This is a genomic window from Archangium sp. Cb G35 (genome assembly GCF_001896145.1).
In the GTDB taxonomy this organism is placed as follows: Bacteria; Myxococcota; Myxococcia; order Myxococcales; family Myxococcaceae; genus Archangium; species Archangium violaceum.
On sequence record NZ_MPOI01000006.1, the window covers coordinates 508,861 to 527,316 of the forward strand.

The 18,456-nt window shown below is 69.9% G+C and carries 11 protein-coding genes; 4 read left to right on the forward strand and 7 right to left on the reverse strand.

Annotated elements, in window-relative coordinates; translation table 11 throughout:
* Nucleotides 1-53 precede the first annotated feature (53 nt).
* The 3 genes from BO221_RS20915 (at nt 54) to BO221_RS20925 (ending at nt 4,980) form a co-directional block, all read left to right on the forward strand.
* Entirely contained in the window at nt 54-2,003 is a 1,950-nt protein-coding gene (locus BO221_RS20915) for a protein kinase (protein ID WP_073562231.1), read from the forward strand.
* A 15-nt stretch (nt 2,004-2,018) separates the two neighbouring features.
* The gene (locus tag BO221_RS20920; protein ID WP_073562232.1) at nt 2,019-3,623 is read left to right on the forward strand and encodes an adenylate/guanylate cyclase domain-containing protein; all 1,605 of its coding nucleotides are present in this window, start codon (nt 2,019-2,021) and stop codon (nt 3,621-3,623) included.
* Between the two features lie 115 nt (nt 3,624-3,738).
* Nucleotides 3,739-4,980 (forward strand): cyclic nucleotide-binding domain-containing protein, encoded by a 1,242-nt coding sequence (locus BO221_RS20925; protein WP_073562233.1) that lies wholly within the window; start codon nt 3,739-3,741, stop codon nt 4,978-4,980.
* 31 nt (nt 4,981-5,011) lie between these two features.
* Here the strand turns inward: BO221_RS20925 and BO221_RS20930 are convergent, their stop codons facing one another.
* From BO221_RS20930 to BO221_RS20960, 7 genes are all read right to left on the reverse strand, one after another.
* The gene (locus BO221_RS20930; protein WP_073562234.1) at nt 5,012-5,482 is read right to left on the reverse strand and encodes an NUDIX hydrolase; all 471 of its coding nucleotides are present in this window, start codon (nt 5,480-5,482) and stop codon (nt 5,012-5,014) included.
* Between the two features lie 21 nt (nt 5,483-5,503).
* Nucleotides 5,504-5,974, reverse strand: coding sequence for an NUDIX hydrolase (locus tag BO221_RS20935; protein ID WP_073562235.1), 471 nt, complete (start codon nt 5,972-5,974; stop codon nt 5,504-5,506).
* Between the two features lie 132 nt (nt 5,975-6,106).
* Nucleotides 6,107-8,074, reverse strand: a complete 1,968-nt coding sequence (locus tag BO221_RS20940; RefSeq protein ID WP_233166181.1) for an ATP-binding protein — start codon at nt 8,072-8,074, stop codon at nt 6,107-6,109.
* Between the two features lie 138 nt (nt 8,075-8,212).
* The gene (locus BO221_RS20945) at nt 8,213-9,205 is read right to left on the reverse strand and encodes a serine protease (protein ID WP_083681233.1); all 993 of its coding nucleotides are present in this window, start codon (nt 9,203-9,205) and stop codon (nt 8,213-8,215) included.
* A 102-nt stretch (nt 9,206-9,307) separates the two neighbouring features.
* On the reverse strand, nt 9,308-10,507 hold the full coding sequence (locus BO221_RS20950; RefSeq protein WP_073562237.1) for a cytochrome P450: 1,200 nt from the start codon (nt 10,505-10,507) through the stop codon (nt 9,308-9,310).
* Nucleotides 10,508-10,549: 42 nt separating this feature from the next.
* On the reverse strand, nt 10,550-11,743 hold the full coding sequence (locus BO221_RS20955) for a cytochrome P450 (protein WP_073562238.1): 1,194 nt from the start codon (nt 11,741-11,743) through the stop codon (nt 10,550-10,552).
* A gap of 44 nt (nt 11,744-11,787) precedes the next feature.
* The gene (locus tag BO221_RS20960; protein WP_073562239.1) at nt 11,788-12,981 is read right to left on the reverse strand and encodes a cytochrome P450; all 1,194 of its coding nucleotides are present in this window, start codon (nt 12,979-12,981) and stop codon (nt 11,788-11,790) included.
* Nucleotides 12,982-13,143: 162 nt separating this feature from the next.
* On the opposite strand from BO221_RS20960, the gene uvrA reads away from it, so the two are divergent.
* A complete protein-coding gene (gene uvrA / locus BO221_RS20965; protein WP_073562240.1) occupies nt 13,144-18,444 on the forward strand; it encodes an excinuclease ABC subunit UvrA in 5,301 nt (1,766 codons plus the stop codon).
* Nucleotides 18,445-18,456 lie beyond the last annotated feature (12 nt).

Consider the following 18,456-nt stretch of genomic DNA (forward strand, 5'->3'; position numbering starts at 1 on the left):
TCGCTCCCGCCGGGATTGGCCATCCCGGTCAGTCCCCCAGGTGGATCGAGGATATGTCGGGACGCAGGATCGGCGGCAGGTATGTCTTGGAGCGCAGGGTCGCGGGTGGTGGCATGGGTGCCATCTGGGTGGCGCTCGACTCCCAGCTGCAGCGGCGGGTAGCCCTCAAATTGATGGCGCCCGAGCGCATCGCTTCCGCCTCCGCTCGCCACCAGTTCGAGCAGGAGGCCAAGGCGGTTGCCCAGCTGCGCAACCCGCATGTGGTGCAGATCCACGACTACGGCGTCGACGGGGACACGCCCTACATCGTGATGGAGTTGCTCGAGGGCGAGGACCTCGAGACATGCCTGGAGCGGCAGGGCCGGCTGGCGCCCGTCGTGGTGTGCTCGCTGCTCAACCAGATCGCCCGGGCGCTGGCCTCCGCGCATGCCTGCGGCGTCATCCACAGGGATCTCAAACCGGCCAATCTCTTCCTGGCCCGCCTCGACAGCGCCGAGGTGGTGAAGGTGCTCGACTTCGGACTGGCGCGGCTGAATGCCGGCGGCGCGGCCCTCTCCGAGCAGCCCGGCCGGGTGATGGGCACCCCGCGCTACATGAGCCCCGAGCAGATGCGGGGCGAGGCCGGGGTGGATCACCGCACGGATGTCTGGTCGCTGGGCGTGGTGGCCTACCGGTCCCTCACCGGCCGGTTCCCCTTCTCCGCGGATGCGCTCGGGGCGCTGGGCCGCGGCGAGGCCCTCACGTTCGCCGAGCCGCCGTCCACGCTGGTGCCCGAGCTGGGCCAGGGGGTGGATGCCTTCTTCTCGCGCGCCCTCGACGCGGACCCCACGCTCCGCTTCCAGTCCGCGCGGGAGCTGGCCGCGGCCTTCGCCTCGCTGGTGGAGGCCAGCCGCCCCTCGCGTGCCTCGAAGATCCTGGTCATCGATGACGAGCCGGACGTGGAGCTGCTGATGCGGCAGCGCTTCCGCAAGTTCATCCGGGACAAGGTCTACGAGTTCATCTTCGCCAGCGATGGCGAGGACGCGCTGGAGAAGCTGCGCCAGCACCCGGATACGGATGTCGTGCTGTCCGACATCAACATGCCGAGGATGGACGGGCTCACCTTCCTGGCCCGGGTGGGCGAGGTGAATCCGCTCGTCAAGGTCATCATGGTCTCCGCCTACAGCGACATGAGCAACATCCGCGTGGCCATGAACCGCGGGGCCTTCGACTTCCTCGTCAAGCCCATCGACTTCCAGGATTTGGAGGCCACCCTCGCCAAGGCGCTGAGGCACGTGAAGGAGTTCCGCCAGATGGTGCGCTCGGCGGAGGAGAACCAGCTGCTGCGGATGTTCGTGCATGGCGGCATCCTCGAGCGGGCGACCCCGCTGATGCGCGGCCCGGACATGGTGGAGGGGGAGCGGGTGGAGGCCACGGTGGCCTTCCTGGACCTCGAGGACTTCACGCCGGTGGTGCACCGGGAGCAGCCCGAGGCGGCCGTGCGCCGGTTGAACGCCAACTTCGAGGTCATCGTCCCGGAGCTGCTCTCGCGGGGCGGCGTGGTGGACAAGTTCGTCGGGGACTCGGTGATGGCGGTGTTCCGGGGCCAGGGACACCTGGGCCGGGCCCTGGAGGCCTGTCTGGCGGCCCGGCAGCAGCTGCGGACCATGGCCTTCCGCTCCGGGGACTCCTCTCCGTATGCCCATGGCCTGTGCATCGGCCTGGACTCGGGCGAGCTGCTCTGCGGCAGCATCGGCGCCGCGGGCCTGGGCCGGCTGGACTACACGGTGCTCGGAGAGCCGGTGAATACCGCGGCCCGCCTGGCCCTGCTGGCCGGGAAGGATCAGCTCCTCATCGGCGCGCATCTCCTCCCCCGGGTGGAGGCGGGCTTCGAGTGCCAGGGGTTGGGAACGAGGAATCTCCCCGGCTGCGGCACGGAGCTGGGGGTCCATGAAGTCATGTCCCGCCGGGAGCAGCGGGTGTCCAGTTCGGATCGGACCGCCTCCATCGAAATACACGGGTGATAACGTCGAGTGTCTATGCAGCTCATCATGAATCCGGGCCTGCTGGATGAGCAGGTGTTCGAGCTCCCCGAAGGCTCCGTGACGATCGGCCGTACGGAGGAGAGCACCATCTGCGTGCTCCACAAGAGCCTGTCCCGGCGGCATGCACGGATAGAGCGCGAGGGCGAGCGGATCCTCCTTGTCGACCTGAACAGCAAGAACGGGACGTTCGTCAACGAGGCCCGCATCGAGCGCCACGAGCTGCGGGGCGGCGAGGCCTTCCGGTGTGGCGAGGTCCGCTTCAAGCTGGTGTCCTCCTCGGTCCCGCTGCCGGTGGACCTGTCGCCCACGCAGGTGCAGCCGCTCCACACGCGCTTCTCTCCCGGCTCCATGGACGAGCTGCTGGAGCGGCACTCGGAGCCCGGTGAGGGCTCGGCCCTGAAGGTGCGGCACGCCAACCGGGAGAACCGCGCCACCGACAAGCTGGCGGTGCTACTCAAGGTGAGCCAGTTGCTCTCCTCGCCCGGCTCCATCGACGCGCTGCTGGAGCGCATCCTGGACCTCGTCTTCCAGATCATGGAGGTGGACCGGGCGGCCATCCTGCTGGTGGATGCCGCCAGTGGGCGCCTGGTCCCCCGGGTGGCCCGGACCGCGTCCGGCGAGGCTCCCTCCGGTCCGTTCTACAGCCAGCGCATCGTCGACTACGTGCGCTCGCACAGCGTGGCGGCGCTCTTCTCCGACGCCCGGTTGGATCCCCGCCTGGATGACGCCGCCTCGGTGGTGCTCCAGTCCATCCAGGCCTCCATGTGTGCTCCGCTCAAGCCCCGGGACGAGGTGCTCGGCGTGCTGTACGTGGACAACCTCTCGCGGCCCAACGGCTTCAGCGAGGAGGACCTGGAGTTCCTCACCGCCTTCGCCAACCAGGCGGCCATCGCGCTCGACAACTCGCTCCTCTCCAAGCGGATCGAGGAGGAGGCGGTGCTGCGCAACGTCTACCTGCGCTTCTTTCCTCCGGCCACCCTCAAGAAGCTGCAGATGGCCAGGGGCGGTCCGCTGGAGACCATCGAGACGGAGGTGACGGTCCTCTTCTCGGACATCAGTGGCTTCACCGCGCTCTCCTCCACGCTGGAGCCCCGGCAGGTGGTGGATCTGCTCAACGACTACTTCCCGGTGATGGCGGACATCGTCTTCCGGTACGAGGGGACGTTGGAGAAGTACATCGGTGACGCGCTGATGGCGGTGTGGGGCGCGCCGTTCTCCCACCCGGACGACGCGGACCGGGCGGTGCGCGCCGCGGTGGAGATGCAGCGGGCGCTGGCCGAGCTCAACGCACGTTGGCGGGCCCAGGGCCGGCCCGAGCTGAACATCCACGTGGGCCTCAACACGGGCCGGGTGGCGGCCGGGAACATCGGCTCCGAGCAGTACGTGCAGTACGCCACCATTGGAGACGCCACCAACGTGGCCAGCCGGGTGTGCTCCGCCGCCAAGGACGGGGAGATCTGCATGAACGAGACGACCTTCCAGCGCTGGAGCGCGAAGGACTGGCCCGTCCAGCAGCTGCCTCCCGTCCAGGTGAAGGGCAAGGAGAAGGCCCTGACACTCTACCGGCTGGAGTGGCGCGATCCCTCGATGACGTTGTGACGGACCTCACTCGCGGGGTGTCGGCTGCGTCACTTCCGGGTCAGGGGCTCCGTGAGAGAAGGGAGATGTTCGCGGGCCGGGAAAGCGCCGCGGGAGCCCATCAGGGAGTCACGCCATGATCGAGAGTCTTCGGGAGCACAAGGACAGGGCCGCTCAACTCTTCGCGGGTGGGAGGCTGGAGGAGGCGCTCGCCGGGTACCGGCTCGTGACGAGCGCGGCTCCGGAGGACCTGGCCAGCCGCCAGAAGGTGGCGGAACTGCTGCAGCGGCTGGGCCGCAGGCAGGAGGCCATCGGGATCTACGCGTCGGTGGCCGGTGAGTGGGCGAAGCAGGGCTGGCTGCTGAGGGCCATCGCGCTGTGCAAGGTCATCCTGCAGATCGACCCGAGGCATGGCCAGACGCAGCGGATGCTGGCGGAGCTCTACGCGCGGCGCATGGAGCAGCCGGCGCGGGTGATTCAAACCGTGCCGGTGGCGGTGGCGCCCGAGCCCTCCAGGGCGGCTCGGCCCGAGGCGCTGGCGGCGCTGCCGCGCATCCCCATCTTCTCGCAGCTGGGCCAGGAGTCCTTCGTGGCGCTGCTGGAGGGGTTGGAGCTGAAGACCTTCGAGGCGGGGGCATCCATCGTCATGGAGGGGCAGCCGGGCACGTCCATGTTCGCCATCGTGGAAGGGCGGGTGGACGTGGTGCGGCAGTTGGAAGGGGGCCAGCGGCGCAAGGTGGCCTCCATGGGCGAGGGGGACTTCTTCGGGGAGATGGCGCTCTTGTCCAAGAGCCCGCGGCTGGCGAGCGTGGTGGCCGCCGAGCGGGCCGTGGTGCTGGAGCTGACGCGGGCGATGGTGGCGCGGCTCGTCCAGCGGGACGCCTCGGTGGGGCGGGTGCTGCGCTCCTTCCACCAGGAGCGGCTGCTGGCCAACGTGCTGCGCGGCAACAAGCTCTTCGCCACCCTCACGCCCAAGCAGCGCGAGGCCGCGGCCCAGGGCTTCCAGTTGGAGACGCAGCCGGCGGGCAGGACGCTGCTCAACCAGGGCCAGCGGGGCGAGGCCCTGTATCTGCTCCTCCGGGGCCGGTGCCGGGTGACGCACCGTCACCCGGGTGGGAAGGACAGCCAGTACCCGATGCTGCGCGAGGGCGACGTGTTCGGCGAGCTGTCCATGATGCTGGGACTGCCGGCGACCGCCACCGTGCGCACGGACTCGTCTTGCACGCTGCTGCGGCTGGACCGGGAGTCCTTCGAGAAGCACATCCTCGTGCAGCCCGGGGTGCGCGAGGCGCTCTCGCAGCTGAGCACCGAGCGCCTCCAGCGCACCGCGCTGCTCGTCTCCGGGCAGGAACCGCTCGAGGGCGACTCGCGCGTCTGAGTACGGTCAGCGGTACACCGCTCGTAGAAGCTCAGGCCTCTTCGTCGGGCAGGAGCGTCAGCAGCAGCTCGTCGTCCGGTCCGAGCGGGCGCCAACCGGGCGGCGGTGGTGTGGCGCGGAGCACTGCCCTCGCCTGCTCGACGCGTTTCTCATGGGTGGTTGGGATCAAGGAACTCCACAATCCGAGTGCCTTGGCGACCTTGAAGCGGTTGGCGTCGTCGCGCACAGCTGGCCAGCCCTTTGGGAGATACGCCCAGAGTTCTCGCACGAGCAGGCTGCGCACAAGGCGTGTGACCTGCTTGCGCCGCTCCGCTTCGGCCAGGAGTCCGCTGTACACCTGTACGCCCGCGATGTCGTCCGGACCCAACTCCTTGGCCAGCGCCAGCAGCGAAGCGGTGGGGCGCGTCTCGGCGAAGGCGGTGAGCGAATCGTAGCCGCGGTCACGAACCCGCTCGTACAGGCGCACCTTCCAGTTACCCTCCCAGGACTGGCCCTCGCTCATGGTCCTCTCCAGGAGTGAAGTTCAGGCTTCTTCGTCGGGCAGGAGCGTCAGCAGCAGCTCGTCATTGGGTCCGCGCGGGAGCCATCCAGGAGGAGGCGGCGTGGCGAGGAGCAAATCACCGACCTTGTCAACGCGCTCCTCATGAGTTTCTGGAGTGTAGGCACTCCAATGCGCGAGCGCCATGGCAGCCTTGAGGCGGTTTTCGTCGTCCAGCACGGCCGGCCAGCCGTTGGGGAGTGCCTCAGCGAGTTCGCGCACGAGTTGCCCGCGCACCAAACGCGTGACCTTGCGGCTTCGCTCCGCCTCGGCCACCAACCCGCTGAACACCTGCACTGCCGCGATGTCATCAGGGCCAAGCTCGTCTGCTAGCGCCAGCAGCGAAGCGGTTGGGCGCGCCTCGGCGAAGGCGGTGAGCGAGTCGTAGCCGAGGTCGCGGACCCGCTCGTACAGGCGCGCCTTGATGTTGCCCTCCCAAGCACGTCCGTCGCTCATCTCCCACCACAGCGGATGAAGTTCATTGGGATTCTGTATTCCTTCATTTGCTTCGCGACGAGCTCCAGGAGCGGTCGCTGCCCAACCAGTAGGCGCTCGCCGCCCGGGCGACTGCCCTGACTGTTCCTTGTCTCAACTGACGGTGGCGATCACCTCGCGCGCCACCGCCAGCAGGGCCCGCGCGTTGAAAGGCTTCTCCACCCGGCGGTTGGGCACCCGCTCCAGGAATGTCTTCGCCTGCGCCGTGAACGCTCCGCCCGTCAGGAAGATGACCCGTCCCGTCAGCTCTGGCCTCAGCCGCTGCAACGCCGCGTGGAAGTCCATCCCGTTCATCTTCGGCATCATCAGATCACACAGGATGAGATCGAAGTGCTCGCCCGCTTCCAGCCGCGGCAGCACCTCGGCCGCCAGCGTCGTGTACACCACGTCGTGGTGCGGCCTCAGAATCCGCTCCACCGCCGTGCACAGCATTGGCTCGTCGTCGATGACCAACACCCGTCCCCTCGGCCCTCCGGCACTGCTCACGCCAGGCCTCGACTCCGGTCCGGCCTGCTCCATCGCCGTGGTGGCCGAAGGCAGCAACACCTGGAAGGTGGTGCCCCGCCCCAGGTCGCTCTGTACATGCATCTCCCCACCCATGGCGTGGATGAGGTTGTGGCAGATGGACAGGCCCAGCCCCGTCCCCACTCCCGGTGGCTTCGTGGTGAAGAAGGGATCGAAGATGCGGCCCATCAACTCCGGCGCGATGCCCGCTCCGGTGTCCGATACCTCCACCGACACCTTCCCGGGGGACACCAGGCGCGTCCTGATCCGAATCTCATGGTGCTCCGCATCCCCGTCGGACGGGATGGCCTGCGCGGCGTTGACCAGCAGGTTGAGGAACACCTGCCCCAGGCGTGAGTCGTTGCCACGCACCAGGGGCACGTCCTCCCCATACTCCTTCACCAGCTTCGCCCGGTGGCGGATCTCCCCGGACGCCAGGTTGAGCGTGCGGTCCAGCACCTTCTTCACGTCCACCGCCCGCAGCGGCTCCTGCGTGTCGCGCGAGAACGTCTTGAGATCTCCGACGATGGTCTGCACCCGGTCCGCGCCGTCCAGCGCCTCACCGAGCGCCACGCACACCGCCTTCAGCGGATGGGTGGCGGGAGCGCTGTCCGGTGGCGCCGCGGCCCCTCGCTCCAGCAAACGCACCAACTCCTCGTGCGCGTAGCCCAGGTTGGCCGTGACGTAGGCCAGCGGGTTGTTGATTTCATGCGCCACGCCGGCGGCCAGTGTGCCCACCGAGGCCATCCGGTCCGACAGCAGCAGCCGCGCCTGCATCTGCTTGCGCTCGGTCAGGTCCGGGAACATCGTCACCACGTGCGGCGTGCCCGCGTACTCGGCGATGCCCGAGTAGACGAGCACGTGGTGCATCTCCCCATCCTTGGAACGCACTCGCGACTCCACCCCGCGCAGCACGCCCTGCTCCCGGAAGAGCGCGCCCAGGCGATCCGGCTCCAGGGGCGTCTCCCACAGGTTCAGGTCCTTCGCGGTGCGCCAGAGCATCTCCTCGCGCGAGTAGCCGAACAGCCGCGTGCAGGCATCGTTCACCTCCACGAAGGCACTGCCCTCGCGCGTGGTGATGCAGGTGGGCACCGGGCTCTCCCGCAGCAACACCGCGCACAGCCCGTCCAGCTCGAAGTCGTCCGGCAACGGTTGTGGCCGCTCGGCGGACCGGCGCTCGGCGAGCCGCAACCGCAGCGTCGCCGAGGCCTCGTCCAACGGCAGCAGCAGGAAGTCGTCCGCTCCGGCCTCCAACAGCGGCTGCAGCTTCTCCACCTGCTCGGGGCGCGCCACCAGCATGAGCGAGGCCTGGGTCCCCCGCGGGCAGGCCCGCAGCGCTCGCACCAGCACGATGCGGTCTCCCGCTTCATCCATTCCCACCAGCACCAGGGGATAGGGAGACAGGTGGAAGGCCGTGATGGCCGCCTCGTCATCCCTGGCCCGCGTCGGAGTCACGCCGAGTTGGCGGAGCAGGTGCTCCATGGGCGAGAGATCGATGCTCCCGGATGGGACGAGCAGGGCTCGCATGTGCTCCTCGGCGAGGTGGATTGCGTCCACCGACCGTCTTACTACGGGTCGGCCACACCCCGGTGGGTGGGGATTTACCCACAGGTACCGCGGGGAGGGCGGAGTACCCATGGCGTCGGGGATTGAACGGAATCCCCAAGGGGTCGTCTCCCCTGGTCACGGAGTACTTCACTGAAGGTACGACCTGGGGGCGGACATGCGCGCGAAGGCGGCCTGGGCCTGGAGCCAGCGGTCGATGACGTGGAGCAACCCGTCGAAGGTGTCGCGCAGGGCCCAGGCGCACGCGTCCGCGCCGTCGAGCCGCGTGCACCGTAGGAGCCCCTCACGCAGGGCGGCCTGGGCACCGGGACAGTCCGGGCGCTCCTGGATGAGACGCTCGGCCGTGCGCTCGTAGAGGCGGTAGCAGGACTCGGGGTCTCCCTGGTTGTAGGCGGGCGCCCCGAGCTGGATGGCCTGCATGATGGCGAGGGCGATCTCCTCGACGCTGTCCGTGGCGCAGCCCTCCAGCAGCGAGAGCGGGTGCGTGGGCACCTGACGCTGACGCGAGGCCACGGGCCGCGCCAGGGCGAGCGTGGAGAGCGGCAGCGTGGCCTGTTGCTCCAGCAGTGGCTCCACGTAGCGGGAGGGGATGACGATGGTGATGGGCCGCCCGTCCGCGAAGGCGCACGTGGCCACGCCCACCAGCGCGCCCGCGGCGTCCAACACCGGGCTGCCCGACGCATCCTCCGGCAGGGCCGCCTCGAGCTCGAGGAAGGTGAGGGACTCATCGAGCACCTGCACCGCCTGCACGCGTGTCTCCATCAGCCCCAGCATGCCGCCACCGGCGGGAAGCAGGATGAAGAGGGCGTCTCCCTCGCCCGGGTGGGCCTGGCCGTCGAGCCGGAGCGCCTCCAGCCCGTGCACGGGCAACTGCAGCACGGCCAGATCCCTCTTCTCGTCCAGGGCGAGCACCTGCTCCACCTGGAGGATCTGGTCGTCGGCGAGCAGGACGTGGATCTCCTCGGCGCCCGCCACCACATGCAGGTTGGTGACGAGCTGGCCCTGGGCCGAGACCACGAAACCGACACCCTGCCTGCCGGGCATTTCGATGATGGCGAGCGCGGGGGCCGCCCGGGCGGCGACCGCTCGAGCGGTGGAGAGTTCGGTATCGAGCGTCAACATGGGAGCCTCCTGCCTTTCGTACAGCATGGACACGCCCACGAGACCGGGCAGGCACTCCGGAGGTGTCCCAAAGAAGGCAGGGCAGCCGGGCGCACTCCGGCGTCAGGCCGGATGGGCCACGAGCGGAAGCTTCGCGGGGCCCCGGACGATCAACGAGGAATTCCACTGCACCGGTGCGTCTCCCGGGGTGAGGCGGGAGAAGCGGGCGAGCAACGCCTCCACGGCCAGCCGGGCCTCCAGCCGTGCGAGCTGCGAGCCCAGGCAGAAGTGGATGCCATGCCCGAAGGGCAGGTTCTGTGGACCGGGACGGTCCAGGTTGAAGTGGTCCGGGTTGGGGAAGTGGGACTCGTCGCGGTTGGCCGAGCCCATGAGGATGAGCACCCGCGCGCCCTTGGGTACGCGCGTCCCGCCGAGCTCCACCTCCTCGGAGGCCAGGCGGATCATCCCGTGCACGGGCGGCTCGTGGCGCAGCACCTCCTCGATGAAGCGGGGGATGAGGATGGGTTGTTCGCGCAGCAGCGTCATCAGCTCCGGCTGGAGGTGGAGCCGGTGGGCGGAGTGGCTGAGCAGGTGCAGCGTCGTCTCCAGTCCGCCGATGAGCAGCAGGAACATGAAGCCCAGCAGCTCCGTGTCCGTCAGTGCCTCGCCCTCCACGCGAGCCCGCAGCAGATCGCTCACCAGGTTGTCGCCCGGGTTGCGCCGGCGCTCCTCCAGCACCTGCTCGAAGTGGCCCCGGGCCTCGTTCACCGTGACGCGCATGGCCTCCTGTTTCTCGGTGTCATTGGGGCCGATGCCGGTGAAGCGGGCCAGGTGCTCCGCCCAGTGCATGAGGCGCGGGTGCACCTCGGGAGACAGGCCCAGCAGCTCGCCGATGACGCCCATGGGCATGGGCGTGGCGAAGTGCTCCACGAAGTCCACCGGGCGGCCCTCGGGAATGGCCGCGACGAGCCGCGTCGCGAGCTGCTGGACGAAGGGCTCGAGGCGGGTGATGACGGAGGCCCCGAAGGCGCGGTTGATGAGGGCCCGCAGCCGGGTGTGGCGCGGCGGATCCATCACCAGCGCCGAGTCCGCCAGCGGGTAGTTGGAGATCCACGGCGGACGGTAGGCCTGGCGGAAGCCCTCGGAGGCGAAGAGCTGGGGATTCTTCAGGACGAACAGCACGTCATCGTGACGCGAGACGGCCCACATGCCCCCCGGATCCACTTGGCTCACGGGCGCGTTGCGGCGCAGCTCGGCGTAGACGGGGTAGGGATTCGCACGGACCTCGGGGGCCAGCAGGTTCACTCGACCGGTACTGCTCATCGGTTGACCTCGGGGGTTGGGGGGGCCCCATCGTAGGGGCACTCAGGCGAGGTGTGCCACGAGCGGTAGGGACAGCGGCCCCCTCACCACCAGTGAGGAGTTCCACCTCACAGGCCCGTCTCCGGGCGACAGCCGTGAGAACCGGGTGACGAGCGCCTCCGTGCCCAACCGGGCCTCGAGCCGTGCGAGCTGGGCACCCAGGCAGAAATGGATGCCATGGCCGAAGGGCAGGTTCTGGGGTCCGCCGCGCTCCAGGTCGAAGCGGTCCGCGCCGGGGAACTGCGCCTCGTCGCGGTTGGCCGAGCACAGCACCACCAGCATCCGCGCGCCCCTGGGCAGCCGCACGCCGCCGAGCTCCGTCTCCTGCGTGGTCACCCGGAAGATGCCATGCACCGGCGGCTCGTAGCGGAGGATCTCCTCGACGAAGCGGGGGATGAGCGAGCGGTCCGCGCGCAGCCGCCCCATCAGCTCCGGCTCGTCCCGGAAGCGGATGGCGGAGTGGTTCATCAGGTGCACCGTGGTCTCCATCCCCGCCACGACGAGCAGGAACATGAAGCCCATCAGCTCCGCGTCCGTCAGCGCCTCGCCGTCCACGCGCGCCCGGAGCAGATCGCTCATCAGGTCATCCCGCGGCTCGCGGCGGCGCTCCTCCAGCACCTGCTGGAAGTGCTGGCGGGCCTCGGCCACCGTGGCGAGCATGTGCTCCTGCCGCTCGGTGTCGTTGGGCCCGATGCCGGTGAACGTGCCGAAGGATTCCGCCCACCGCTTGAGGCGTGGGTGCACCTCGGGGCTCAGTCCCAGCAGGTCGGCCATGACGGCCAGGGGGATGCGCACGGACCATTCCTCGGCGAAGTCCACGGAGCGGCCCGTGGGAAGTCCGGCGGCGAGCTGCTCCACGAACTGGCGGATGCGCGGTTCCAACCGGCTCAGCACCGGGGGACCAAAGGCGCGGTTGACGATCGCCCGCAGCCGCGTGTGGTGCGGTGGATCCATCACCAGCATGGAGTCCGCCATCGGGTAGTCGGAGAACCACGCCGGGCGGTAGGCCTGACGGAAGCCCTCGGAGGCGAAGAGCTGGGGATTCTTCAGTACGGCCGCCGCATCCGCGTAGCGCGTGACGGCCCACAGGCCTCCCGGATCCACCTGACTCACGGGCGCGTTGCGGCGCAGCTCGGCGAAGACGGGGTAGGGATTGGCGCGGACCTCGGGGGCCAGCAGATTGACTCGGCTGCTCATCGGGCTGCCTCTTCAGCGAAAAGGAGAGGCGCTCATGCTAGCCGTCAGTCCGTATGCGCAGCGAGGGGCAGCAGCGTGGGCCCCCGCATCACCAGCGAGACGTTCCACCGCGCCGGCTTCTCTCCGAGCGACAGCCGGGTGAAGCGGGCGAGCAGAGCCTCCAACGCCAGCCGCGCCTCCATCCGCGCGAGCTGGGCGCCCAGGCAGAAGTGGACGCCATGCCCGAAGGGCAGGTTCTGCACACCGGGGCGCTCGAGGTCGAAGCGGTCCGGATCCGGGAACTGCGCCTCGTCGCGGTTGGCCGAGGCCAGCAGCAGCAGCAGCCGCTCTCCCCGGGGGATGCGCGCGCCGCCGAGCTCCACCTCGTCGGTGACCAGCCGCACCACGCCATGCACCGGGCCACTGTGGCGCAGCATTTCATCGATGAAGCGGGGGATGAGCTCCGGCTTCGCGCGCAGCCGCGCCATCAGCGCGGGGTCCTCCTGGAGCTTCAGGACGCTGCCGCTCAGCAGGTGCACGGTCGTCTCCAGGCCGCCGATGAGCAGCAGGAACATGAAGCCCATCAGGTCCACCGGCGTCAGGGCCTCGCCGTCCACGCGCGCGCGCAACAGGTCGCTCACCAGATCCTCGCGGGGCGCGCGGCGGCGCTCCTCCACCACCTGCTCGAAGTGCTGGTGGGCCTCGGCCACCGCGGCGCGGATGCGCTCCTGCAACGCGGTGTCTTCCGGGCCCACGCTGGTGAACTGGGTCATCACCTCCGCCCACTGCTTGAGCCGCGCATGGAGCGAGGGCGGAATGCCCACCAGATCTCCCAGCACGGCAATGGGCACGCGGATGGAGAAGGCGTCCACGAAGTCCACCGTCTGGCCCGATGGCAGCGCGGTGGCGATCTGTTGGGCGAGCTCCCGGACGCGGGGCTCGAGCCGGGTCATCACGGAGGCCCCGAAGGCGCGGTTGACGAGCGAGCGCAGCCGGGTGTGGTGCGGCGGATCCATGACGAGCATGGAGTCCGCCATGGGGTAGTTGGAGATCCACGGCGGGCGGTAGGTCCGCCGGATGCCCTCCGAGGAGAAGAGCTGCGGATTCTTCATCACGGTGATGACGTCCGCATAGCGAGACACGGCCCAGAGCCCGCCGGGATCCACCTGGCTCACCGGGGCGCTCTGGCGCAGCTCGGCATAGAGGGGATAGGGGTTCATTCGCACCTTGGGTGCGAGCAGGTTCACTCTGCTGCTCATGGGCAGGCCTCGAGGGTGTGGGGGATGGGCAAACTAGATCGGCACCATGCACATCGGGGTTGGAATGGAAGGGACTGTACGGGATGCCCCAAGTGCCTGCCCGGTACCACGTTACAGATTCCGTTGGCGAGCCCGACTTCCGCCGTTAAATCAGCGCCTCTCATGCATAAGACGCACCTCGTTGGCGCTCGGACCCACAATCTCCAGTCCCTCTCGGTGGACCTCGCGGAAGGCGAGCTGGTGTGCCTCACGGGCGTGTCTGGCTCCGGCAAGTCCAGTCTCGCGTTGGACACCCTCTACGCCGAGGGCCAGCGCCGCTTCGTCGAGAGCTTCAGCCCGTATGCCCGCCAGTTCCTCGAGCGGCTGGAGCGGCCCCCGATGGACACCCTGGAGCCCGTGGCCGCGGGCGTGGCCGTGGATCGCCGCGCGCCGGTGAAGAGCTCGCGCTCCACCGTGGCCACCCTGGCGGACGTGGAGGCCTACCTGTCCGCCCTCTTCACCCGTGAGGCCATGCCGGTATGCCCCACCTGCGGGGTGGAGGCGGTGCGCACCGATGCGCGCGTGGCCGCCACCGCGGTGCTCGCCGCCGAGCCCGACGCCCTGGCCGTGTTGGCCTTCCCCCTGCGTATCGCGGACACCGCCGAGTTCCTCGACGTGCGCGCCCGGCTGCTGAAGGACGGCTTCCACCGGCTGGTGGTGCAGGGCGAGGTGCGGGAGTTGGAGTCGCTGCGGCCCGCCGAGGCCACGGACTCGGCCGGTGTGGCCCATGTGGTGGTGGACCGGTTGAAGTTGTCCCAGGGGCAGCTGAGCCGGGTGACGGCGGCGCTGGAGTCGGCATGGTCCATGGGGAACGGCGAGGCGGTGGCCTTCACGCCTTCGGGAGCCCGGCGCATCCGCCGTGGCCTGGTGTGCCCCAAGTGCTCGCGCGAGTTCGAGCAGGCCCGGCCCGGCCTCTTCAGCTACCAGTCGCCCACCGGGGCCTGCCCCACGTGCCGGGGCTTCGGCCGCACCATCGGCATCGACTGGGCCAAGGTGGTGCCCAATCCGTCGCTGAGCCTGGAAAAGGGCGCCATCCGTCCCTGGTCGGGCAAGACGTCCGAGTGGGAGCGGAAGATGCTGTTCCGCTACGCGCGCGAGCACGGCATTCCGCTGGACGTGCCGTGGGAGCGGCTCACCCCGGCGCAGCGCGAGCGGGTGCTGGAAGGGGAGGGTGACTACGACGGCGGCCGGGCCTATCCGGGCGTGCGCGCGTGGTTCCGCTGGATGGAGAGCCGCACGTACAAGATGCACGTGCGCGTGCTGCTCTCGCGCTACCGCGCCTATTCGCTGTGCGAGAGCTGTCAGGGCGCGCGCCTCAACGAGTCCGCGCGGGCCTGGCGCGTGGGCGGGTTGGATCTGGCCGCGTGGCATGGGCTGGAGCTGTCCGATGCCCGCGCGCGGCTGGATGCCCTGCGCACCCATACCGGCCAGGGCGAGCTGGTGCGCCGCGAGCTGGCCGGGCGCCTCGGCTACCTGGAGCGTGTGGGCCTGGGTTACCTCACGTTGGACCGGCCCGCGCGTACGTTGTCCGGCGGCGAGGCGCAGCGCGTGTCCCTCACCGCGGCGCTGGGTACCTCGCTGACGGGAGCGCTCTTCGTGCTGGACGAGCCCACCGTGGGCCTGCATCCCGCCGACGTGGGGCCGCTCACCGGCGCCATGGCCGAGCTGGCCACGCGGGGCAACATCGCGCTCGTCATCGAGCATGATCCACTCGTGGTCCGCTCCGCGCACCGCGTGCTGGAGTTGGGGCCCGGGGCCGGGAAGCACGGCGGGAAGCTGTGCTTCGACGGGACGCCGCAGGCGTTGGCGAAGCGCGCGGACCTGCCCACCGGCCGGCTACTGGCGGGCACCGGAGAGGTGAAGCGTGAGCCACGCAAGCGGACGGGTGAGCTGGTGGTGCGCAACGCCCGGGCCCACAACCTCCAGGGCGTGTCTGTGAGCGTGCCGCTGGGCGTGCTGTGCGCCATCACCGGGCCGAGTGGTTCGGGCAAGAGCACCCTGATGGACGAGGTGCTGTACCGCCACCTGGGGCGTGCCCTGGGCGAGAAGGACGTGGAGGTGCCGGGTGAGGCGGACGGCGTGGACGGGCTGGAGGCGGTGGAGCGCGTCACCTTCGTGGACCAGTCGCCGCTGGGGCGCACCTCGCGCGGCAACGCGGCCACGTACACCAAGGCGTGGGACCGGCTGCGCGAGCGTTTCGCCTCCGAGCCCGAGGCCGAGGTGCGTGGGCTGACCTCGGCGCACTTCTCCTTCAACGTGGACAAGGGGCGCTGCGAGGCCTGCTCGGGCGAGGGCTACGAGACGGTGGAGATGCAGTTCCTCGCGGACGTGTCCCTGCTGTGCCCGGTGTGCCGGGGCCGCCGCTTCAAGGAGGAGGTGCTGGCCATCCGGCACCATGGGCTCTCCGTGGCGGACGTGCTGGAGCTGACCGTGGACGAGGTGCTCGCGCGCTTCTCCGACGACAAGCCCCTGGTTCGCGCCCTGGGGCCCGTGTCCCGGCTGGGTCTGGGGTACCTGCCCCTCGGCCAGCCCCTGTCCACCCTTTCCGGAGGAGAGGCCCAGCGGCTCAAGCTGGCGCGCGCCCTGGCCAGCGAGGCGAAGGGCTCGCTCTTCCTCATCGACGAGCCGAGCGCCGGCCTGCACGACGCGGACGTGCGCCAGGTGCTCGCCGCGCTGCACGAGCTGGTGGACCGCGGCGCGAGCGTCATCGTGGTGGACCATGACCTCGTGGTCATGCGCGGCGCGGATTGGATCATCGATCTGGGTCCGGGTGGTGGCCGCAACGGCGGGCGCCTGGTGGCCGAGGGCACGCCGGAGCAGCTCGCTCGCAGCAAGGGGCTCACCGCGGAGGCACTGCGTGGGGAGCTGGCCGAGCCGGTGGTGCCGGGCAAGCGAGGCAAGGGCTCGGCGGAGGCGGCTCCCGCCATCGAGGTGGAGCACGCACGCGAGCACAACCTGCAGGAGGTGTCCTGCCGGATTCCGCTGGGGAAGATGACGGTGGTGACGGGGCCGAGCGGCTCGGGGAAGAGCTCGCTCGTCTTCGACGTGGTGTTCGCGGAAGGGCAGCGGCGCTTCCTGGAGACGCTGACGCCATACGCGCGCCAGTTCCTCCCCACCATGCCTCGTCCGGACGTGGAGCGCATCAGCAGCATTCCACCCTCGGTGGCACTGGAGCAGCGCACCTCGCGCGCGGGCGCCACGAGTACGGTGGCCACCGTCACCGAGGTGGCCCACTACCTGCGCCTCCTCTTCGCCAAGCTGGGCCAGCCCCACTGCCCGCGTGATGGCGAGCCCATCGCCGCCACCACGGCCGAGGCCCTCTACGCGCAGCTCACCGCCATGAAGGGGGACGGCACCGTGCTCGCCCCCGCCGTGCGCGCGCGCAAGGGCACCTACCTGGACGTCTTCACCGCCGCCGCCCGCGCGGGCATCGAGACGGCCATCGCCGATGGCAAGGTGGTCTCCACGGACCAGCCGCCCCAGCTCGTGAAGTCGCGCGAGCACGACATCGATCTCGTCATGTACCAGGGCAAGCTGGCGAAGCTGCCGCGCGAGGTGTTCGACAAGGCCCTCACCTGGGGCAAGGGCGCTCTGAAGGTCCGCTCCAGCGGGAACAAGGAGACGCTCCTGTCCAGCGAGCGCACCTGCCCCGTCTGCGGCTTCTCCGTGCCGGAGATGGATCCGCGCTGGTTCTCCTTCAATACGAAGCAGGGCCGGTGCGAGGCCTGCGAGGGGACGGGCGTGGAGGGGGGCTCGGAGGCCCTGGCCGAGGGCCGCTCGGAGCCGTGCGGTACCTGCGAGGGCTCGCGCCTGGAGCCGGTGCCGCGTGCCGTGAAGCTGGAGGGGAATCGCTACCACGAGGTGGTGCAGCAGTCCGTCACCGCCGCGCTGGAGCAGGTGCGCGGGTGGAAGTTCAAGGGGGACCGGGCGCTGCTCGGCGAGCCGTCCCGCCAGGAGCTGCTGCGGCGCATGGAGTTCCTCGACCGGGTGGGACTGGGCTACCTGTCGTTGGACCGGAACGCGTCCACGCTCTCGGGTGGAGAGATGCAGCGGCTTCGGCTGTCCGCGCAGCTCGGCGCGGGCCTCACCGGGGCCATGTACGTGCTGGACGAGCCCACCATCGGCCTGCACCCGCGTGATACGCACCGGCTGTTGTCCAACCTGCGCGCGCTGGTGGACACCGGCTCCACCGTGCTGGTGGTGGAGCACGACACGGACACCATCCGTGCGGCGGACCACCTCGTGGAGCTGGGGCCCACCGGTGGCCGTGGCGGTGGGCGCATCCTCGCCGAGGGCCCGCCCGAGAAGGTTCTGCAGGCGGAGGACGCTCCCACGGCTCGCGCGCTCCGCGAGCCCGCGGTGGTGGCGGGCACGGTCCGGGGCGCTCCCGAGAAGTGGGTGGAGCTGAAGGGGGCTCGCGCCAACAACCTGAAGGGCGCGGACCTGCGTATCCCCGTGGGCCGGCTCACGGTGGTGTCGGGCGTGTCGGGCTCGGGGAAGAGCACCCTCGTGCGGCAGGTGCTGTACCCGGCCCTGCGCGAGAAGCTCGGGCTGGTGACGACGCGCCCGGGGCCCTTCAAGTCGCTCACGGGCGTGGAGGCCATTCGCCGCGTACTGGCCGTGGACCAGTCGCCCATCGGGCGCACGCCGCGCTCGGTGCCGGCCACCTTCCTGGGACTCTGGGACGAGCTGCGCCGGGCGTTCGCCGCCACGCCCGAGGCCAAGCTGCGGGGCTTCTCACCCACGCGGTTCTCGTTCAACAGCACGTCCGGCGGCCGATGCACGGCGTGTGAAGGGCAGGGCGCCATCTCTCATGAGATGTCCTTCCTTCCGGATGTCGTCACCCCGTGCGAGGCCTGCGGCGGAGCGCGCTTCGACGCGGCCACGCTGGAGGTGCGCTACCACGGGCTGACCATCGGTGACGTGTTGCGCCTGTCGGCGGACGAGGCCAAGGACGTCTTCCACGCACTGCCCAAGGTGTCCGCGCCGTTGTCCTGCCTGTCGGACCTGGGCGTGGGCTATCTGCAGCTCGGCCAGGGCTCGAACACGCTGTCCGGTGGCGAGGCGCAGCGGCTGAAGCTGGCCGCGGAGCTCACGGCGTCCACCCGGCATGAGCCCACGCTGTACGTGCTCGACGAGCCCACCACGGGCCTGCACCTGGGAGACGTGTCGAAGCTGATCTCCTTCCTGCGGCGGCTGGTGGACCGGGGGGACACGCTGGTGGTCATCGAGCACCACCCGAGTGTCATCGCCTCGGCGGACCACTTGGTGGAGCTGGGGCCCGAGGGCGGCGAGGCTGGTGGCACCATCGTGGCGGAGGGAACGCCACAGGAAGTGGCGCGGCTGAAGACCGCCACGGGCCGGGTGCTCAAGTCGGTGTTCGCCGCCGAGGAACCGGCCCGGAAGGCCGCGCGGGGGCGGTAATGCGAAGGCGCA